The following is a 14,466-nucleotide window of genomic DNA, read 5'->3' as shown; positions in this document are numbered from 1 at the left end:
ACAATATATTTAAACAAACGTTTATTCGATCACTGAGATATGAATACTCCGAGATCTGTATCGAGAACACCTATAAAAAAACAGAAAACATCTTATCATTTATGAAACGTATTCTCTTTTTTATATTCAGCTACTTCACTTTCCTATTGATTCATGGACAGCAATCAGATACGCTGACAGTTGGATATACATATTGGTGGAGTGAATCAGGTCCCTTTATTGGTTTGTGTGGAGAGCCCTATGCTTTAGTATTCAAAGGGCATATAAAAAGCATCAAAGAAACTCCTATTCATACTAATACATATACCTCTCAGAAAGGTAGTATCTCAATAGAAGAGGTTCTTTACAGTACAACATTAGCAAAACAGAAGTACCAGGGTGAAAAAGTATTTGTTTCAGATTGCTTTTATGGCAGTCATCTGAATGAAGCTGATGCCGTGCTTGTTTTTTGTTATGCCTATGAGGATGCCTATTGTATTCCCGGTGCAGGGTCTATATTACCTATTCATAGGAATGATGATGCAATTATTACCTCTGTAAAAGAATATATCACATCTGGTCAGAATCCCTCCATACTCAAAAATGATAAGCTTATCTGGGAGCCATACGGCTTATCTCCTAAAATAACACAAATGATTCATTGTTTTGAACTAACCCCTAAATAGAAAATACCACCCACTACTCAAAACAAGAAGACAAAAACAATGTTAGCGGTTTTGTAATGACTTCCTCTCCAGCCGCTCCTATTGCTGTATTAATTCTTTCATGATCATATATACTTCCATCTACCTGATCAACTGTTATTCCATTGGATTGCAATCTATTTATAAATTTCTCCGCGATCTCTAACCTGCTGGAATTTCCTCTTTTCGCGATAAAGAATCTGGGGTGTCTATTTTCTTTTTTTATCATATGCAATGGAGAAGCTTCTTTATACAGTTGTTCATCCCCTCCAAACGCATTTAGATACATTTTCTTTAATACACCGTTTTTTACCTGTTCTCCCACATCATACCCTTCTGTATCAATAACTGCGACTCCTTTAATCATCGCTGGATTTCCTCCTGATTCTGTAATAAAATGTTGATTTATTGCCGTTAGTGCTACGAGATGAGCCCCAGCGCTATGTCCTATCAACACTATATTATTTTTATCTCCTCCATAAACTCCAATTTTATGATATGTCCATACGATAGCATCTGCCAAGTCTCTATTGTGCGTAGGGTATTTAATTCGATCAGGGTTAGTAATATTAAAAGGAAAAGGACTTAATCGATAGTTAATACTCACAAAAACATACCCCAGTGATCGAAACAGTGCTATTTTGTTTTTTAATTGATTTCTTTTATCCCCTAAACTCCATCCTCCACCATGCACATATATTACTACCGGTTTCTTCTCTGATACTGCTGTGGTATAATATATATCTAAACTCAATAGATTAGGGTCCTCCTCTGGGAGCTGCTTATACTGAATGGTTATTTCCTTGTTTTCTATAAAGGATTCGTTTTGACTTTCTCCTGAATCGCAACTGATAAAAAAGTAGAAAATGATATGGAAGATATATCTCATATGATACTGTTTTTACCTAATTAGACTGCTTACATTTCGAATCGTTTAATCAAAATATGATGTTATAGCTACTAAAGACATTCAGGAAAAAGAGATATTAATTTTTGTCAATCATTTTTTGATAATTCCTTAATATACATCTTACATCGTTAAACAGATTCGTAACTATCTTGTGCTTGTTTTATGGACAGGGAATTGATTTTAATTAAGTAAAGCCAACTCATCTCTCATTCTCTTTAATAAGTTAGTAAGCCTTTAAACGTTTTTGTTTAGAGGCTTTTTAATTATGAGTCTTTGTAATGTTTATGATTATACCGATAATGCATTATCAATCTATGGTTATTTTGACAATACATTCAAAATGCCTCACATTTATGTTGTTCCCACCGCTCTGTTAAAAATTTAAACAGTTTCTTATGCTGTTGTATTTTTTTATCAGCTTTAAACGTTCCTCCGAACTCTTGTGTTTCCTGTTTCTTTTTCGTCAAACAAATAGCTGTTTCTCCTCTGAGAGCATATTTATTCGTCCCTTCATATACAATAATTTTCATCACTCCTGGATCAATCCCCCCTCGAACAATTAATCGATATGGGATACTTACTTCTACTGTCCCATCTTGATCAACATCTGTAATCGTTGTTGCTTTTTTTATAAATCCTACATACATATCTACTCCATAGTTTTTGGCATAATCATACACTCTCCATTGTCTTTTATAGATATCATCTCCTTTTGTCTTCGTAAACATGTAGACATATAATGCTGCCTTATCCTGAAAAGTATATCTGGTTTTGGATATATCTTCATAAGCTTTGTAAGCGAACGTTCCCGTTTTTGAAAAAAGAAGAATATGCGCTCCTTCTTTATCTTCCCATGCTACTGCTTCCAACAAAGTTCCTCTAAATTCAATATGCAAAGGGATTTCATCATACCCTATCTTTTTTAATTTTAGAGAAGACTCTGAATGCACTTCATCCAGAATCGGTATGTGCAAATAGGGTTGTAGCATATCTTCCTGTATGACTGTTTGAGAAAAAACAGAGGTACAAAGTAAACAGATAAGAAAATAGATATGTTTCATTTTTAACGGATTAGGTATTAGTTTATCTGGTGTAAAAGTATCCGAGAATAAAGTGTCTTCCTAATCTGATTTTGATAAAATTTGTTAATATTTTGTACAAAAAATGTATCCTCTTCTTGAAACAACAATTAACACCTATCATATAGCATACTGTCTATAAGATACTTACTTCATTTATTATACTCAGCTACTACAGTTTTTTTTATAGTTCACCTCACTATCTCCACAGCTGTAGATAAAAAATAAGAGGAACTTTGCCCTCTTGATATGGAATGCGGTCTACCAAATAGTATATTGTGTAAAAAACTGTCATTTTTTAGCAATTAAAAATATACAGGTATAAAAAAATAAAGAGCTGTATAAAACAGCTCTTTACAACTCCTATGTAAGTGTCTTTGGTAGTTTTTTTTACAATTTTACTATTTCGCAATAAACCTAATCAATCAAATAAAATCGTCTACCTTAACAGGGACAAAAGTAAATTGTTTTATCCTTATAGAATAAGGGTTTAACGATCATTAGTATTCTTTAACTATTCTTTTAGGTATTGCATTTGTTTATAGGATAACTTCTAACTTTTTGTTATGATTTTTGTAGATCATAAATAGCCTACAATAAAAAAGCAGAACGAAAAATGTATCCTAAAAGTCAATCTTACCCCATTTTTGATTCTTTAAAAAAACGAATGTTCCCGCAATCATTAGTTTTTCATAAAATTTTCTGGTTGTATTGCTTTTTTCTTCGTTCTGCTTTTAATGACCTTGTTAAATGATCAATCCCTCAATATTTCATTAACTTATTCTAAAGATATATACAATCGATGAAATATACAGTAACATTAGTTACACTTCTTATATTTTCAGTTGAAATGTACTTTTATCCATTAATGAATGAGTTTTTAATACTACTTTAATTAAAGAGGAGTTGAATACTATTTCTATTTAAAAAAATTTTTCCCTGATTTTCCAGTTTTTTAAGAATTCTAGAAACAACCACTCTGGATGTATGAAGATCATATGCTATTTCTTGATGTGTATGATGTACTATAGTACTATCATGTACTTTAGAACTTTCTTTTAAATATTTTAATAAACGTTCATCCATTTTATAAAAAGCAATATTGTCTATTGCTTCTAGCATTTCCATTAACCTAGTATGATAGCTTTGGAAAACAAAAGTACGCCAACTCTTAAACCGAGATGTCCATTCTTCCATTTTTTCAATAGGAATCATAAGTAGTTGTGTCTTTTTTTCTGTGATGGCTCTTATTTCACTTTTAGTTTCTCCAAGACAGCAATTCAATGTCATTGCACAGGTATCTCCTTTTTCTAAAAAATACAAAAGCAATTCATCACCATCTTTATCATTTCTCAAAATCTTAATAGCTCCCTGAAGTATCAAAGGCATTACCTTCACATACTGTCCTATTTCCATCATAGTAACCCCTGCCGGGACTTCTTTATAAACACTTACCTGAATAATTTCACGTATTAATTCCTCTTCGAAAATATTCCCATACTCCCTTCTTAACTCTAATTCCATAGGCTTATTTTTAATTTGTTAATATTGCTCATGCATTGAAATGGGGTTTCTCAATTTTCCGGGTAGAAAACTAACATTTTGTTTATTATAAATTTACGATAAGATTTTCATTTTCTCTTCAACAATTTACTTTTTACAAAAAATGAAATGATGATGATTTCTTCATCTATTTCCTTGGATAAAAAAGGACGCACAAAAAAATCCCTAAAACAGGTGTTTTAGGGATTTTTATTACTACACTGACTTCTTTATTGTTTTATAAAACGTTTTAGGTGTCCATCTATGTTAATAAGATACATCCCTGGATCCAGTTTACTGACATCGATTGCGTCTATAAATTTACCCCATATCACCTTATATCCATGGCTATTATAAATAGCAAAGGTATCATGCTTCTTCTCATATTGCTGAACATGAAGCTTATTATTGATAACAGGGTTAGGAAATATCGTAAAAGCTTCTTCTTCATTATCTTCTTCATCTTCATCAGTTGTCGCTGGTGCTTCAATGGTAACTGTATAATCTTCGACTTCTCCAAAATCAAATACTCCACATGGACTTGATACGGTTCTAAAAGCCATTGCTACACGCATTCTGGTAGCTCCTAATCTGGCAGATTCAGGAATCGTAAAACTTCCTTTTACAGGAGTAACTTTTGTTGCTGCCTGAGTCCAAACCTGTTCTCCCGGATCTTCAAAATCTCCATCGTGATTATAATCTATCCAGATACTATATGCTTCGTTATACCTCCCCGATGTCCACACGGGAGTAAGCTGAACTTCCTGAGTACTTCCTCTGGTCACCGCTGTAGATATGGATGTAAAATCACTGTACCCTTTTCCCTGTGAGGTATTGTCTATTTTCCCAATAATTACATTTCCTATATACTCATAACTAGCATCATTACCTTGGGTCGCACAATAAACTACTTGTCCTCCATTGGTGGTAAACGTTCGCATTTCACTATATGAAGACATACTTCCATCTGTACAAAGACTTCTCAATCGTAGCTCATATACTGAAGAAGATGCTAAGTTTTGCAAAGAATATGTTGTTTTGGCTGATGTTACTTCTGTCCACTGAGAAGCTCCTTTCTTTCTGTATTGCAACTCATATGTGGTATTAGGGACTTCATTCCAGGAAACCACTGCTGAAGTTTCTGTTACATCCGTAAAGTTTATATTCTCAGGGGTGCCTGCTGTACAAGTAGCTGCTGTTCCCTTAATACCAGAAATAATAAGAGAATAATCCTGACTTCCTCCTACGAGAGTTCCTTTATGAGTTACTGTTATCGTATATACTCCCGAAGCGTTTACTACATCGATTCTTTCATAAGGATCTACCGTATTATCTCCTGTCCCATTTGCTGTTATACTAATCAATTTATACGGATTATAGGTAGTTGTTCCTTGTGTTATCCGAATATCTAAATCCTGAACCAATTTTGCTGTTGGGGAATTTAATTCTGTAGTAGGTGTTCCTGGTCGATCGGTCCATGATATGGATGCCATCAACGGGGATACTCCATCAGATTCTACTGTAATCGTATAAGTCTGATTATTGGTTAAGGTATGTTCTTCTATTTTAGTCGTTTTTCCCTTTTCTGATACTACTGTAGCTGCTCGTTTCGCATTTAACAACCCCCAGCCAAAAATAGCATCGGGTCCTTTATCCCCCACATCGCTGGCTGTATGTAGTGCCAATCCTTTTAGCGTAGCCGCTTTCATAAAACTTCCATACACATTGTTATGATGTTGCTGTAATAACAATAATGTACCTGCTACATTGGGCGAAGCCATAGAAGTTCCTCCAATGCTTCTGTAAGCAGTATCACTGTTTTCAAAGGTTGAATACACTCCTGTACCATTTCCAGCTATATCCGGCTTGATTCTCAGGTCATCTGTGGGACCTTCACTACTCCCTTCGTTTATAACTACATTTGTTAATGTTCCATCAGGAGTAATTGCAGCATCTTGGGCATTAGCAACCACCAGATTATTTTTAGAAGTTCCATGACCATGAAGTTTATCATAAAATGTATTATTTCCTAAAGGCTTACTGTTTACGGTATTATCTCGTCCACTATTTCCAGCTGCTGAGACCATCAAATAATAAGGGGCATTATACATAATCTCGTCCCAGGCTCTCGATTCATCTACATATGCTCCAAAATAAAAATCAGGTAATAATGGAGTCCCGTCTCGATCGCGCACTTTCCACCCATAAGAGTGATTGGATACTAACATTCCATTAGCTGCTGCTGCTGTTGCTTCTGACTTATCCTTATTCCATTTGTAGCCTTTTACTTTTGCCATAGGAGCCATTCCTTTTGCTTTAGCAACTACTCCAGAAGCTATAATAGTTCCTGTCACATGTGCTGCATGATAGTCTAACTTTACTCCTCCTTCTGAAGCTGCATCTTCTATACTTACTCTGTCATTTCCTCCTGCTCCATCATATTCCTGGTGTGTTATTCTCGCATGTCCTCCATCCCAAACATATGCGGTCATGCCCTGTCCATCTAATTGAAGTCCTAAAGTTCCTCCTGTATTTAAGTGATCCGTTCTTGTTGATTTTGCTGCATCTGTGTTATAGGTTGTATAGTACAAAGGAGTACCGTTTTTTCCTATTTTTTGAAGCTCGGCGTAACTCCCATCTTCCAAATACATTTCTACTTCCCAATGATTTTTTCGGGCCAGACGTAAGGCTTCTTTTTTTTCTGTAGATTCCTGCTGATCAAGTCCCGTTTGCAATTGATGCAATACACTCATATTACTCTTTTGTGTAATGACTGATCGCTGAGCAGGTGTCTGAGCATACATTCCCATCGAAAAAATGAATAAGGATGAGCATGCTAACTTGTTGATGTTTTTTCTTTTTCTAAAAAGTTCTCTATACCTAGAGAAGCGATTTTTTTGAGTTTGTTTCATCGTTATATTTAAATTAGTTAATACCTCAAAATTAGTCGCTCAGATACTCTTTAGTCCTGTGAAAAATAAGATTAACGATTAATTGTTATTTCATTAAGAAGTATTAATACGATTATCAAAAAAGAACTACAAACTCCTACTGTTATTAAGTGCTTTTAACGTTAAAAATGTTAAACAATCCCTAATGCTTTTTTTAAAATATATTCCCCAATGCTTTGAATATTCTTTTCTCACAATTCAAAAAACCAGAGTGCTAGCATTTTTTATTTTTCTTTTCTTCGTATTCTAATTTTCGACATATCATTGATATGCACATGATCATATCATCTTTTTTTACGAAAAATTAACATCTCTATGCTATAGATTACATTATTTTAGAGGGTGCAAACCAATTATTATAGATACACATGACTGAAATGACTTCAAAATATAATCTCGGTTTTTTTCCGACACCTCTTCATGAATTAAAAACACTTTCTACGTTATACGACAATTATACTATCTATATAAAACGTGATGATCAAACAGGTTTGGCTACTGGAGGAAATAAGACCAGAAAACTTGAATACTTATTACAAGAAGCTTTGCATCAAGGGTGTGATGCGATAATTACTGCAGGGGCGCAACAATCTAATCACTGTCGTCAAACGGCTGCTGCCTGTGCTATAGCTAATCTAGAATGTCATTTAATGCTCGGAGGTACACGCCCGGATCAATTTGATGGGAATTTATTGCTATCCTCGATTCTTGGAGCTACCATTCATTTTACAGGAGACAATAGAAAAGGAGAAGATATTATTTCCTTAAAAAAACAATTAGAACAACAAGGGAAAAAACCCTATATAATTCCATATGGAGGATCTAATAGTATTGGGGCAATGGGATTTGTCCACGCTATAAAAGAACTAAAAGCACAGCTTTCCTCTCAACAGGTACAAATAGATTACATCTTTTTTGCCTCCAGTTCTGGAGGAATGCAGGCCGGGGTAACAATGGGGTGTGAAATATACGATCTAAATACAACCTTAATCCCTATTAATATCGATAAAGATGAAACTCATGGAACAGCTTTAGAGCAAGTGGTATTGGACATTATTCGAGAAGGCAGCAAGACACTGCCTATTAATCGCAGCTATACTATTGACGATATTCCACTAAATAAAGAATATGATGAGGCTGGTTATGGTGTATTTACGCACCAAGAAAATAAGGCCATCACTACCCTGGCACAAAAAGAAGGGATTCTTTTGGATCCTGTATATACTGGACGAGCATTTTATGGAATGATCGATCACCTGGAAAAGAAAAAGATACCGGTAAATTCTAAGGTACTGTTTTGGCATACAGGAGGATTTCCTGCAATTTTTAAATTTACGGAAGCATTAAGCCCACAAACGAAAGCTGCTTATGAATAATATAGAAGTTTACTTACAGCCAACCCGATATATTGATTATCGCACTGATGAAATCCAACAAATCGTAGGTGCATTTCTCAACCAATCCTATTCTCAAAAAGAAATAGCTATACAGTTATATCTAACAGTCAGAGATCAATGGAGGTACAATCCCTATCATCTCAGCTTTACTAAGAATGCATATAAAGCAAGTACAATAGCTGTCAAAAAGGAAGGACATTGTGTTGATAAATCTATACTACTTATTGCATGTCTTCGGGCTGTTGGCATTCCCGCCAGAATTCATCTTGCCAAAGTAAAAAATCATATCGCAGTGGAGCGTCTTACAGAGAAATTCGGTACCAATGAAATTACACCACATGGAATGGTGAATCTTTTTTTAGAGGGTTCATGGGTTAAAGTATCCCCTGCATTTAATAAAGAACTCTGTTATAAATGCAATGTCCCTCCACTAGATTTTGATGGAAAAAAGGATGCGATCTTTCAACAATATGATAATACAGGGAATCTATTCATGGAATATTTAGATGATTACGGTCATTTTGAAGATATTCCAACAGAATTCATTTTTGAAAATTTCAAAGCAAATTATCCTCACATATATAAAATCTTCGAAGGCTCGAATGAAATACAACTATAGATATATGTCCTAAAGACGAATACATAAGGATTCTAATGAGGATACATTGCAATTTCGAGACAATTCTCAAAACACCTAGGTCTAGGGTACCAGCTAAAGTTACTTCCCTTTATCGAAATAACATAACTCTAATAACAACTTTGTTAAGCGCTCATTAATTATTAAACACTACATATCCATTTAGGGAACACGCCAATAACAACCATACAAAATAGGGTAATGCCAATAAAGAAAATTGTTTTACATCCCGTGCATATCTGATTAGGAAAAATCCTAAAATAGCTGTCAGTACTAGTAATATAATAAAAGCTTCCATGACCCAGTGCTGATTAAAAAAGGCAAAATTCCAGAAAAAATTCAAAAAGAATTGTGCAAAAAACAGCACTATTATTTGTTTATTTATTCGAACAACAACGAGATTTGCCATATAAAAAGAAAAACATACCATTATAAAAGACCAGGCAACTCCGAATAACCAATTTGGTGGAGACCAAGGTGCTTTATTTAGTGATATATACCATTCTGATACTGGTCCATTATTCATTAAATAGACTCCTATTCCCAGCGCTGCAAAGTTTATGATCAAAAAGATGATCAGAAAAAAAAGGTACTTCATTATAAGTATTTTGTTATTTGATTACTTAGTGGAGGAATTTCTGAGGAAAAAACATCTAGTAATGTTCCTTGTTCACTTATCAAGTATTTTTGAAAATTCCATTTTACCTTAGAGTTTTTACTTTTATTATAGGTTTTATCTGTTAACCACTGATACAAATGGTGTTGCTCCTCTCCTTGTACGTTTAGTTTTTCTGTTAATGGAAATGTAACACCATAATTTAACTTACAAAAAGATTGTATTTCAGTTTTGGTTCCTGGTTCCTGTTGTCCAAATTGATTACAGGGTACTCCTATAATAACAAGAGAATCCTGGTGTTTTTCGTATAGAGCCTGTAATCCTTTGTACTGTTTAGTAAAACCACATTTTGATGCTACATTGACAATCAGTATTTTTTTTCCTTTATAATCGGAAAGCTTCATTGTTTCTCCTGTAATAGATTGAATCTCTATATCATATATACTGGGGTTTTTAGCTTCTTTTTTTTGATTACAGCTAATTGTTACCACAATACATAGTAATAGCTTATAAAAATATTTCATTAGTGGTGGTTGATTAAAGTTATCTTATTATTCAAATGTAGCTATTGAATTCGTATCTAAAGTTTAGAATGACTGCTTTAACAGCTACAATTATGATTCAGTGATATTATAACTTTTCTGTTAAATAACCTCATTGTATATCCGTTAAATTTAGACGTTTTTTTTATCATTTTTAATTTTTATAAAAGCAGTTAATATTCCCTAAAAAAAGCGTTATAAAAATCATTTTGTATAACTCGACAAAACCTCTAAGTAGCAAAAAAGGAGCTATTGCTCCTTTTGTATAAATATGTTTTATTTTTGATTGATTGTGTATATTTTGATACCTAAAAACTAATTAACACATAATGAACTTGACAAATAGTATGAAGGTATTGTCGCAGTGATATTTTGCTGAATAGAATCTATCCTTACTACAATTTTATTTTCATTATTTGTTTTTACTATTTCACATTCCAAACCACACAGAGGTCCTTGTTCTATTGTTTTGATTTCCCCTACTTTGGGCATATCCAGTTTTTTTTCAATATTAGTAATCTCTTCAGTACTGGTTAATAATTTTATTTTTTTTATCTCATTTTCTTTTACAATTGCATAATCTGATCCAAATCGAATACAAGCCCCCGTACCTTCTATGGACAGTGTTTTATAAAAATCCATCGAAGAATTAATATATACAAATACATACGATGGGAATAATGGCAATTCTACTGTTTTCGTCCGGTCACTCCATTTTCTAATCGTTTTAATCAGAGGTAAATACGCTTTTATTTGATTTTCTTTTAGGAGTTTTTCTACTTTTTTTTCATGTCTTGATCTTACATAGAGGACATACCAACCGCTCTTTATAGGTTTATTCATAAATGACATTGTGTTTTAAGGGTAATAATCAATGTGTGTAATTAAACTGACGTTATAAAATGATTGTTTTTTAATTTTTTTGTTTTTACATAAAACCATATTCTGTGACGGTAGGGGGTATTCACTTAATACAGCTATACAGTTACTATTAAAGGTTATACATTTATAAAATATCGCTGATGCTTTGATAGAAAGTGGGGTTGGTATATTTCTCTTTTAAGAAAATGTCATTTCTCAAAACATCAACTAATCAAAGTAAATTTAAATTCTTATAGTGTAGAGACACAAACAATTAATTCATACTACTAATCACTATACGTACTGCATAATATCTTTGAAAAAAGACAGAATGAGCAAACATTCAATGCAAACTTCAGAAAAAAAAGTAATTAGTATACAACTAAAATGTAAAATAAATATTAAGTTATTACCTTATTTAATACGGATGTAACATATATTTATTGTATTCTCTTTTTCTTAGAAATGAAAAGGAAAGATGAGTAAGAGAAGTATTCTTTTATTTAAAAGCAAAGCTCCGCTACTTTGAGTCCCATCATTTCTACATAATATTGAAATGAATGTTTGTCAATCAATTAATTCTTTACATAATCTTGAGGGGCTCGATATAAAAGAAATGAAAAATTACTTTTTCTATATTATACGTTTCAAATGTAATGTTTTGGGAAAAACTAAGTTTACGGTAAAAACACAAAAAAAATACGGTAACATTTAATCCTAACAAAAAAACATATTTAAACAACTGTTTAACAACAATTTAAACACACGGATATTTTTATATGATTCTAAATTTTAACATTTTTTAAGTAAAAAACAGCAAAGGTGTTAATCTACAAAAGTAAGATTTGATTACTGAATAAGGGCATTATTTACATTTCTCACCAAAACCAATAAACCATTAATAATCAGCACATAAACTAAAAAAAAACAGCTAATAACCAGAGAGTTTAGTGAGTTATAAACATAAATAATTAAAATAATTACCATAACAATACTGATGAAAAAGCGTAACTATTTGATTAACAATCTACTTATATTTGAGTAGTTAGTGTTTAACAATAAATCATTTTATCATGCTAAAAAACATCTTAAATTTATCAGGAGCTCAAGAAATCAATAAAAATGAGCAAAAGAAAATCAGTGGTGGTTTCGGAAGAGGTGGATGTACCGGTTCTGGATCCAGATGCTGCGTTCAAACACAATGGGGTGAATTTTGTGATGCAGGAAGGTGCATCAACGGTCGCTACTGCTTCTGGTATTAATCCTGTTCAAAACAAAGCCTCTGATATATATCACAGAGGCTTTCTCTACATGAGGTAGCACACACACTACTTCGACTCCTCCAACACTTCTTTTAACTGTGTATAACAAGCATACGCTAAAGGTGTAAGTGAATCTCCCTTAGGTGTTATGGGGTAATTTACGGCATCCTTCATAAAATTAGCATACGTCATCCCCCATCGATTTCCGACTAAGCCTTCTGGCACTTCCATAAAACGGTGAATCATATCATAGATCTCCAGATGGTGAAGCCTGGCTCCTTCCAATCCTATTCTCTCTAATCCGTATACCAATTGATTGTGTTTTAAATCCTGACGTATCAGCTCAATGATCAGTTCTTTGTCTCTCATGTGTTCTATTTTTTCTAAGATGGTTGTTATTTACTATACAAAACAATCTACATCTATTGCTTGTTTTATGCTTTTTACTTTTTTTAAATTAATCAATGTGCATACTTTATTTATATAACTAATATTTATAAAGGATACTTTTACCTTAAAAAAACAGTGTGAAACTCCTTACATTATATTTTTTACAAATTTACATAAAAAAAGAATATTCAACCACAATATTATACACAATAGTATAATATTACACACTATTGTAATTACTACGAAGTAACCGTATACTAATAAAATTAAGACAGAGACTTTTATATACTACCGCTACACTACTTTTCCTAAAAACCATCATTATTAGATATACAACAGGTATTTTCACCTATTGGAACATGATACTTTTCAAATTAGATTTGTTTTACTTTTAAACCTATACCTGTTCGTACGTATTTTTAATCAATCATTTTATAAAAACACCTGCGTTTGAAAACATAAAATATTTTATAAACTTGATAAGAAACCTACTCCCATTCTCAAGTTATATAGGTTCAATTATTATTAACAACCCCAAAAATGGCAACCCTAAAAGATAATCAACTTGGTAAAGTTATTGTGCTAAGCACCCAGCATCTATTTGGTAGAAATAAAGCCGTAGTAAACACTTTTTTACCGGAAAATGATGTTTCAAAAAGTCATGCTATTATATTTTGGAAAGGGGATTCCTGGTATTTACAAGATCAAAGCAAAAATGGAACACTTGTAGATAACAAATTTATTCACAATGATATTATTCAATTAAAAGTTGGTCAAAAAATAAAATTCACCCAACGAAATGACTCTTTTTGGAAAATTACAAATCTCAACAAACCCTGTAGTTATATTCAAAATATTTTTGATGCTTCTTATATAGAATTAGATCTCGGAGTATTATTAATTAATAATGATGTAAAAGATTGTATGTTATACATTAATGAGGACAAAAAATGGATTTTAGAAAATGATGAACGATCTATGATCATTAATGATGGGGACTTTATCCGTTTTCAAAATCAACATTGGATATTTCATAAAAATGAAGACCTTGAAGATACAGTACGCTCTAAAAACATCCTAAAAAATATCACATTCTTATTCGAAGTATGCCCCTCTTATAATGAAGTTATTATTACGGTTTTAATCAATGATTATAAAATCGTATTAGGCGCATCTTCATCTCACCTTATTTTACTTTTATTAGCTAAAAAAGTACAGGAAGATATGTCTCTGGAAATCCCTTCATCCCATATCGGATGGATAAAAACCGAAACGCTCATCGATGTTCTCAATGAATCTATCTCTGGACATATTGATAGTCATTTCATCAATGAACAGCTATATCAAGTAAGAAAAGAATTATACGAGATTGAGAACTATGGTCATCTATTAGGTAGTCTAATCGAAAAGAAAAATGCACGAATTCGCTTTAATCATTCTCGCATTGCTATTACAGAATCATCAACATCATTAAAAATAGATTAAACAAGTAAAAAACAACAAACTCATATTATAAAAAAATAACAATGAACTATCACACCCTATATTTCTGTATATCTGACAATTTATAACAAAAAAGTAAGAATTAACTTTCAT

General features: G+C 32.6%; 13 protein-coding genes. 5 read left to right on the top strand and 8 right to left on the bottom strand.

The window, feature by feature from the left end; all coding sequences use genetic code 11:
• Nucleotides 1-101 precede the first annotated feature (101 nt).
• Nucleotides 102-665 carry a hypothetical protein gene (locus tag ACFSTE_RS16540; RefSeq protein ID WP_378254466.1) on the top strand — a complete coding sequence of 188 codons (564 nt, stop codon included), beginning with the start codon at nucleotides 102-104 and terminating at the stop codon, nucleotides 663-665.
• A 13-nt stretch (nucleotides 666-678) separates the two neighbouring features.
• Here ACFSTE_RS16540 and ACFSTE_RS16535 read toward each other — a convergent pair whose 3' ends face one another.
• The 4 genes from ACFSTE_RS16535 to ACFSTE_RS16520 form a co-directional block, all read right to left on the bottom strand.
• Complete coding sequence (locus ACFSTE_RS16535; RefSeq protein WP_378254464.1) at nucleotides 679-1,572, bottom strand: alpha/beta hydrolase; 894 nt, start codon at nucleotides 1,570-1,572, stop codon at nucleotides 679-681.
• Between the two features lie 356 nt (nucleotides 1,573-1,928).
• A complete protein-coding gene (locus tag ACFSTE_RS16530) occupies nucleotides 1,929-2,654 on the bottom strand; it encodes a M949_RS01915 family surface polysaccharide biosynthesis protein (protein ID WP_378254462.1) in 726 nt (241 codons plus the stop codon).
• A gap of 909 nt (nucleotides 2,655-3,563) precedes the next feature.
• On the bottom strand, nucleotides 3,564-4,196 hold the full coding sequence (locus ACFSTE_RS16525; protein ID WP_378254460.1) for a Crp/Fnr family transcriptional regulator: 633 nt from the start codon (nucleotides 4,194-4,196) through the stop codon (nucleotides 3,564-3,566).
• Between the two features lie 248 nt (nucleotides 4,197-4,444).
• Nucleotides 4,445-7,126 carry a S8 family serine peptidase gene (locus ACFSTE_RS16520; protein WP_378254456.1) on the bottom strand — a complete coding sequence of 894 codons (2,682 nt, stop codon included), beginning with the start codon at nucleotides 7,124-7,126 and terminating at the stop codon, nucleotides 4,445-4,447.
• Nucleotides 7,127-7,542: 416 nt separating this feature from the next.
• Here ACFSTE_RS16520 and ACFSTE_RS16515 point away from each other — a divergent pair, with 416 nt between their 5' ends.
• Complete coding sequence (locus ACFSTE_RS16515) at nucleotides 7,543-8,541, top strand: D-cysteine desulfhydrase family protein (protein ID WP_378254454.1); 999 nt, start codon at nucleotides 7,543-7,545, stop codon at nucleotides 8,539-8,541.
• Nucleotides 8,534-9,181: a transglutaminase-like domain-containing protein gene (locus ACFSTE_RS16510; protein ID WP_378254452.1), complete on the top strand. Its 648-nt coding sequence runs from the start codon at nucleotides 8,534-8,536 to the stop codon at nucleotides 9,179-9,181. Before ACFSTE_RS16515 ends, ACFSTE_RS16510 begins: the two co-directional genes overlap by 8 nt.
• A 154-nt stretch (nucleotides 9,182-9,335) precedes the next feature.
• Here the strand turns inward: ACFSTE_RS16510 and ACFSTE_RS16505 are convergent, their stop codons facing one another.
• The 3 genes from ACFSTE_RS16505 to ACFSTE_RS16495 all read right to left on the bottom strand — a co-directional run bounded on the left by ACFSTE_RS16505 (nucleotide 9,336) and on the right by ACFSTE_RS16495 (nucleotide 11,200).
• Complete coding sequence (locus ACFSTE_RS16505) at nucleotides 9,336-9,797, bottom strand: tryptophan-rich sensory protein (protein WP_176030550.1); 462 nt, start codon at nucleotides 9,795-9,797, stop codon at nucleotides 9,336-9,338.
• Nucleotides 9,797-10,339: a glutathione peroxidase gene (locus tag ACFSTE_RS16500; RefSeq protein WP_378254450.1), complete on the bottom strand. Its 543-nt coding sequence runs from the start codon at nucleotides 10,337-10,339 to the stop codon at nucleotides 9,797-9,799. Before ACFSTE_RS16500 ends, ACFSTE_RS16505 begins: the two co-directional genes overlap by 1 nt.
• A gap of 333 nt (nucleotides 10,340-10,672) precedes the next feature.
• Nucleotides 10,673-11,200: a UpxY family transcription antiterminator gene (locus ACFSTE_RS16495; protein WP_378254448.1), complete on the bottom strand. Its 528-nt coding sequence runs from the start codon at nucleotides 11,198-11,200 to the stop codon at nucleotides 10,673-10,675.
• A gap of 1,140 nt (nucleotides 11,201-12,340) precedes the next feature.
• Here ACFSTE_RS16495 and ACFSTE_RS16490 point away from each other — a divergent pair.
• Entirely contained in the window at nucleotides 12,341-12,538 is a 198-nt protein-coding gene (locus ACFSTE_RS16490; RefSeq protein WP_378254446.1) for a hypothetical protein, read from the top strand.
• A gap of 8 nt (nucleotides 12,539-12,546) precedes the next feature.
• On the opposite strand, the gene ACFSTE_RS16485 is transcribed toward ACFSTE_RS16490, so the two are convergent.
• Entirely contained in the window at nucleotides 12,547-12,849 is a 303-nt protein-coding gene (locus ACFSTE_RS16485) for a hypothetical protein (RefSeq protein ID WP_176030554.1), read from the bottom strand.
• A 561-nt stretch (nucleotides 12,850-13,410) separates the two neighbouring features.
• Here ACFSTE_RS16485 and ACFSTE_RS16480 point away from each other — a divergent pair.
• Nucleotides 13,411-14,355 (top strand): FHA domain-containing protein, encoded by a 945-nt coding sequence (locus tag ACFSTE_RS16480; RefSeq protein WP_176030555.1) that lies wholly within the window; start codon nucleotides 13,411-13,413, stop codon nucleotides 14,353-14,355.
• Nucleotides 14,356-14,466: the final 111 nt, after the last annotated feature.

Source organism: Aquimarina hainanensis (assembly GCF_042684685.1).
GTDB lineage: Bacteria > Bacteroidota > Bacteroidia > Flavobacteriales > Flavobacteriaceae > Aquimarina > Aquimarina hainanensis.
This window is presented reverse-complemented; position numbering and strand designations above follow the sequence as displayed.

Excerpts from the sequence above, each read along its gene's own strand:
- ACFSTE_RS16540 (WP_378254466.1), top strand. The coding sequence starts at position 102 with ATGAAACGTATTCTCTTTTTTATATTCAGCTACTTCACTTTCCTATTG.
- ACFSTE_RS16535 (WP_378254464.1), bottom strand. The coding sequence starts at position 1,572 with ATGAGATATATCTTCCATATCATTTTCTACTTTTTTATCAGTTGCGAT.
- ACFSTE_RS16530 (WP_378254462.1), bottom strand. The coding sequence starts at position 2,654 with ATGAAACATATCTATTTTCTTATCTGTTTACTTTGTACCTCTGTTTTT.
- ACFSTE_RS16525 (WP_378254460.1), bottom strand. The coding sequence starts at position 4,196 with ATGGAATTAGAGTTAAGAAGGGAGTATGGGAATATTTTCGAAGAGGAA.
- ACFSTE_RS16520 (WP_378254456.1), bottom strand. The coding sequence starts at position 7,126 with ATGAAACAAACTCAAAAAAATCGCTTCTCTAGGTATAGAGAACTTTTT.
- ACFSTE_RS16515 (WP_378254454.1), top strand. The coding sequence starts at position 7,543 with ATGACTTCAAAATATAATCTCGGTTTTTTTCCGACACCTCTTCATGAA.
- ACFSTE_RS16510 (WP_378254452.1), top strand. The coding sequence starts at position 8,534 with ATGAATAATATAGAAGTTTACTTACAGCCAACCCGATATATTGATTAT.
- ACFSTE_RS16505 (WP_176030550.1), bottom strand. The coding sequence starts at position 9,797 with ATGAAGTACCTTTTTTTTCTGATCATCTTTTTGATCATAAACTTTGCA.
- ACFSTE_RS16500 (WP_378254450.1), bottom strand. The coding sequence starts at position 10,339 with ATGAAATATTTTTATAAGCTATTACTATGTATTGTGGTAACAATTAGC.
- ACFSTE_RS16495 (WP_378254448.1), bottom strand. The coding sequence starts at position 11,200 with ATGAATAAACCTATAAAGAGCGGTTGGTATGTCCTCTATGTAAGATCA.
- ACFSTE_RS16490 (WP_378254446.1), top strand. The coding sequence starts at position 12,341 with ATGAGCAAAAGAAAATCAGTGGTGGTTTCGGAAGAGGTGGATGTACCG.
- ACFSTE_RS16485 (WP_176030554.1), bottom strand. The coding sequence starts at position 12,849 with ATGAGAGACAAAGAACTGATCATTGAGCTGATACGTCAGGATTTAAAA.
- ACFSTE_RS16480 (WP_176030555.1), top strand. The coding sequence starts at position 13,411 with ATGGCAACCCTAAAAGATAATCAACTTGGTAAAGTTATTGTGCTAAGC.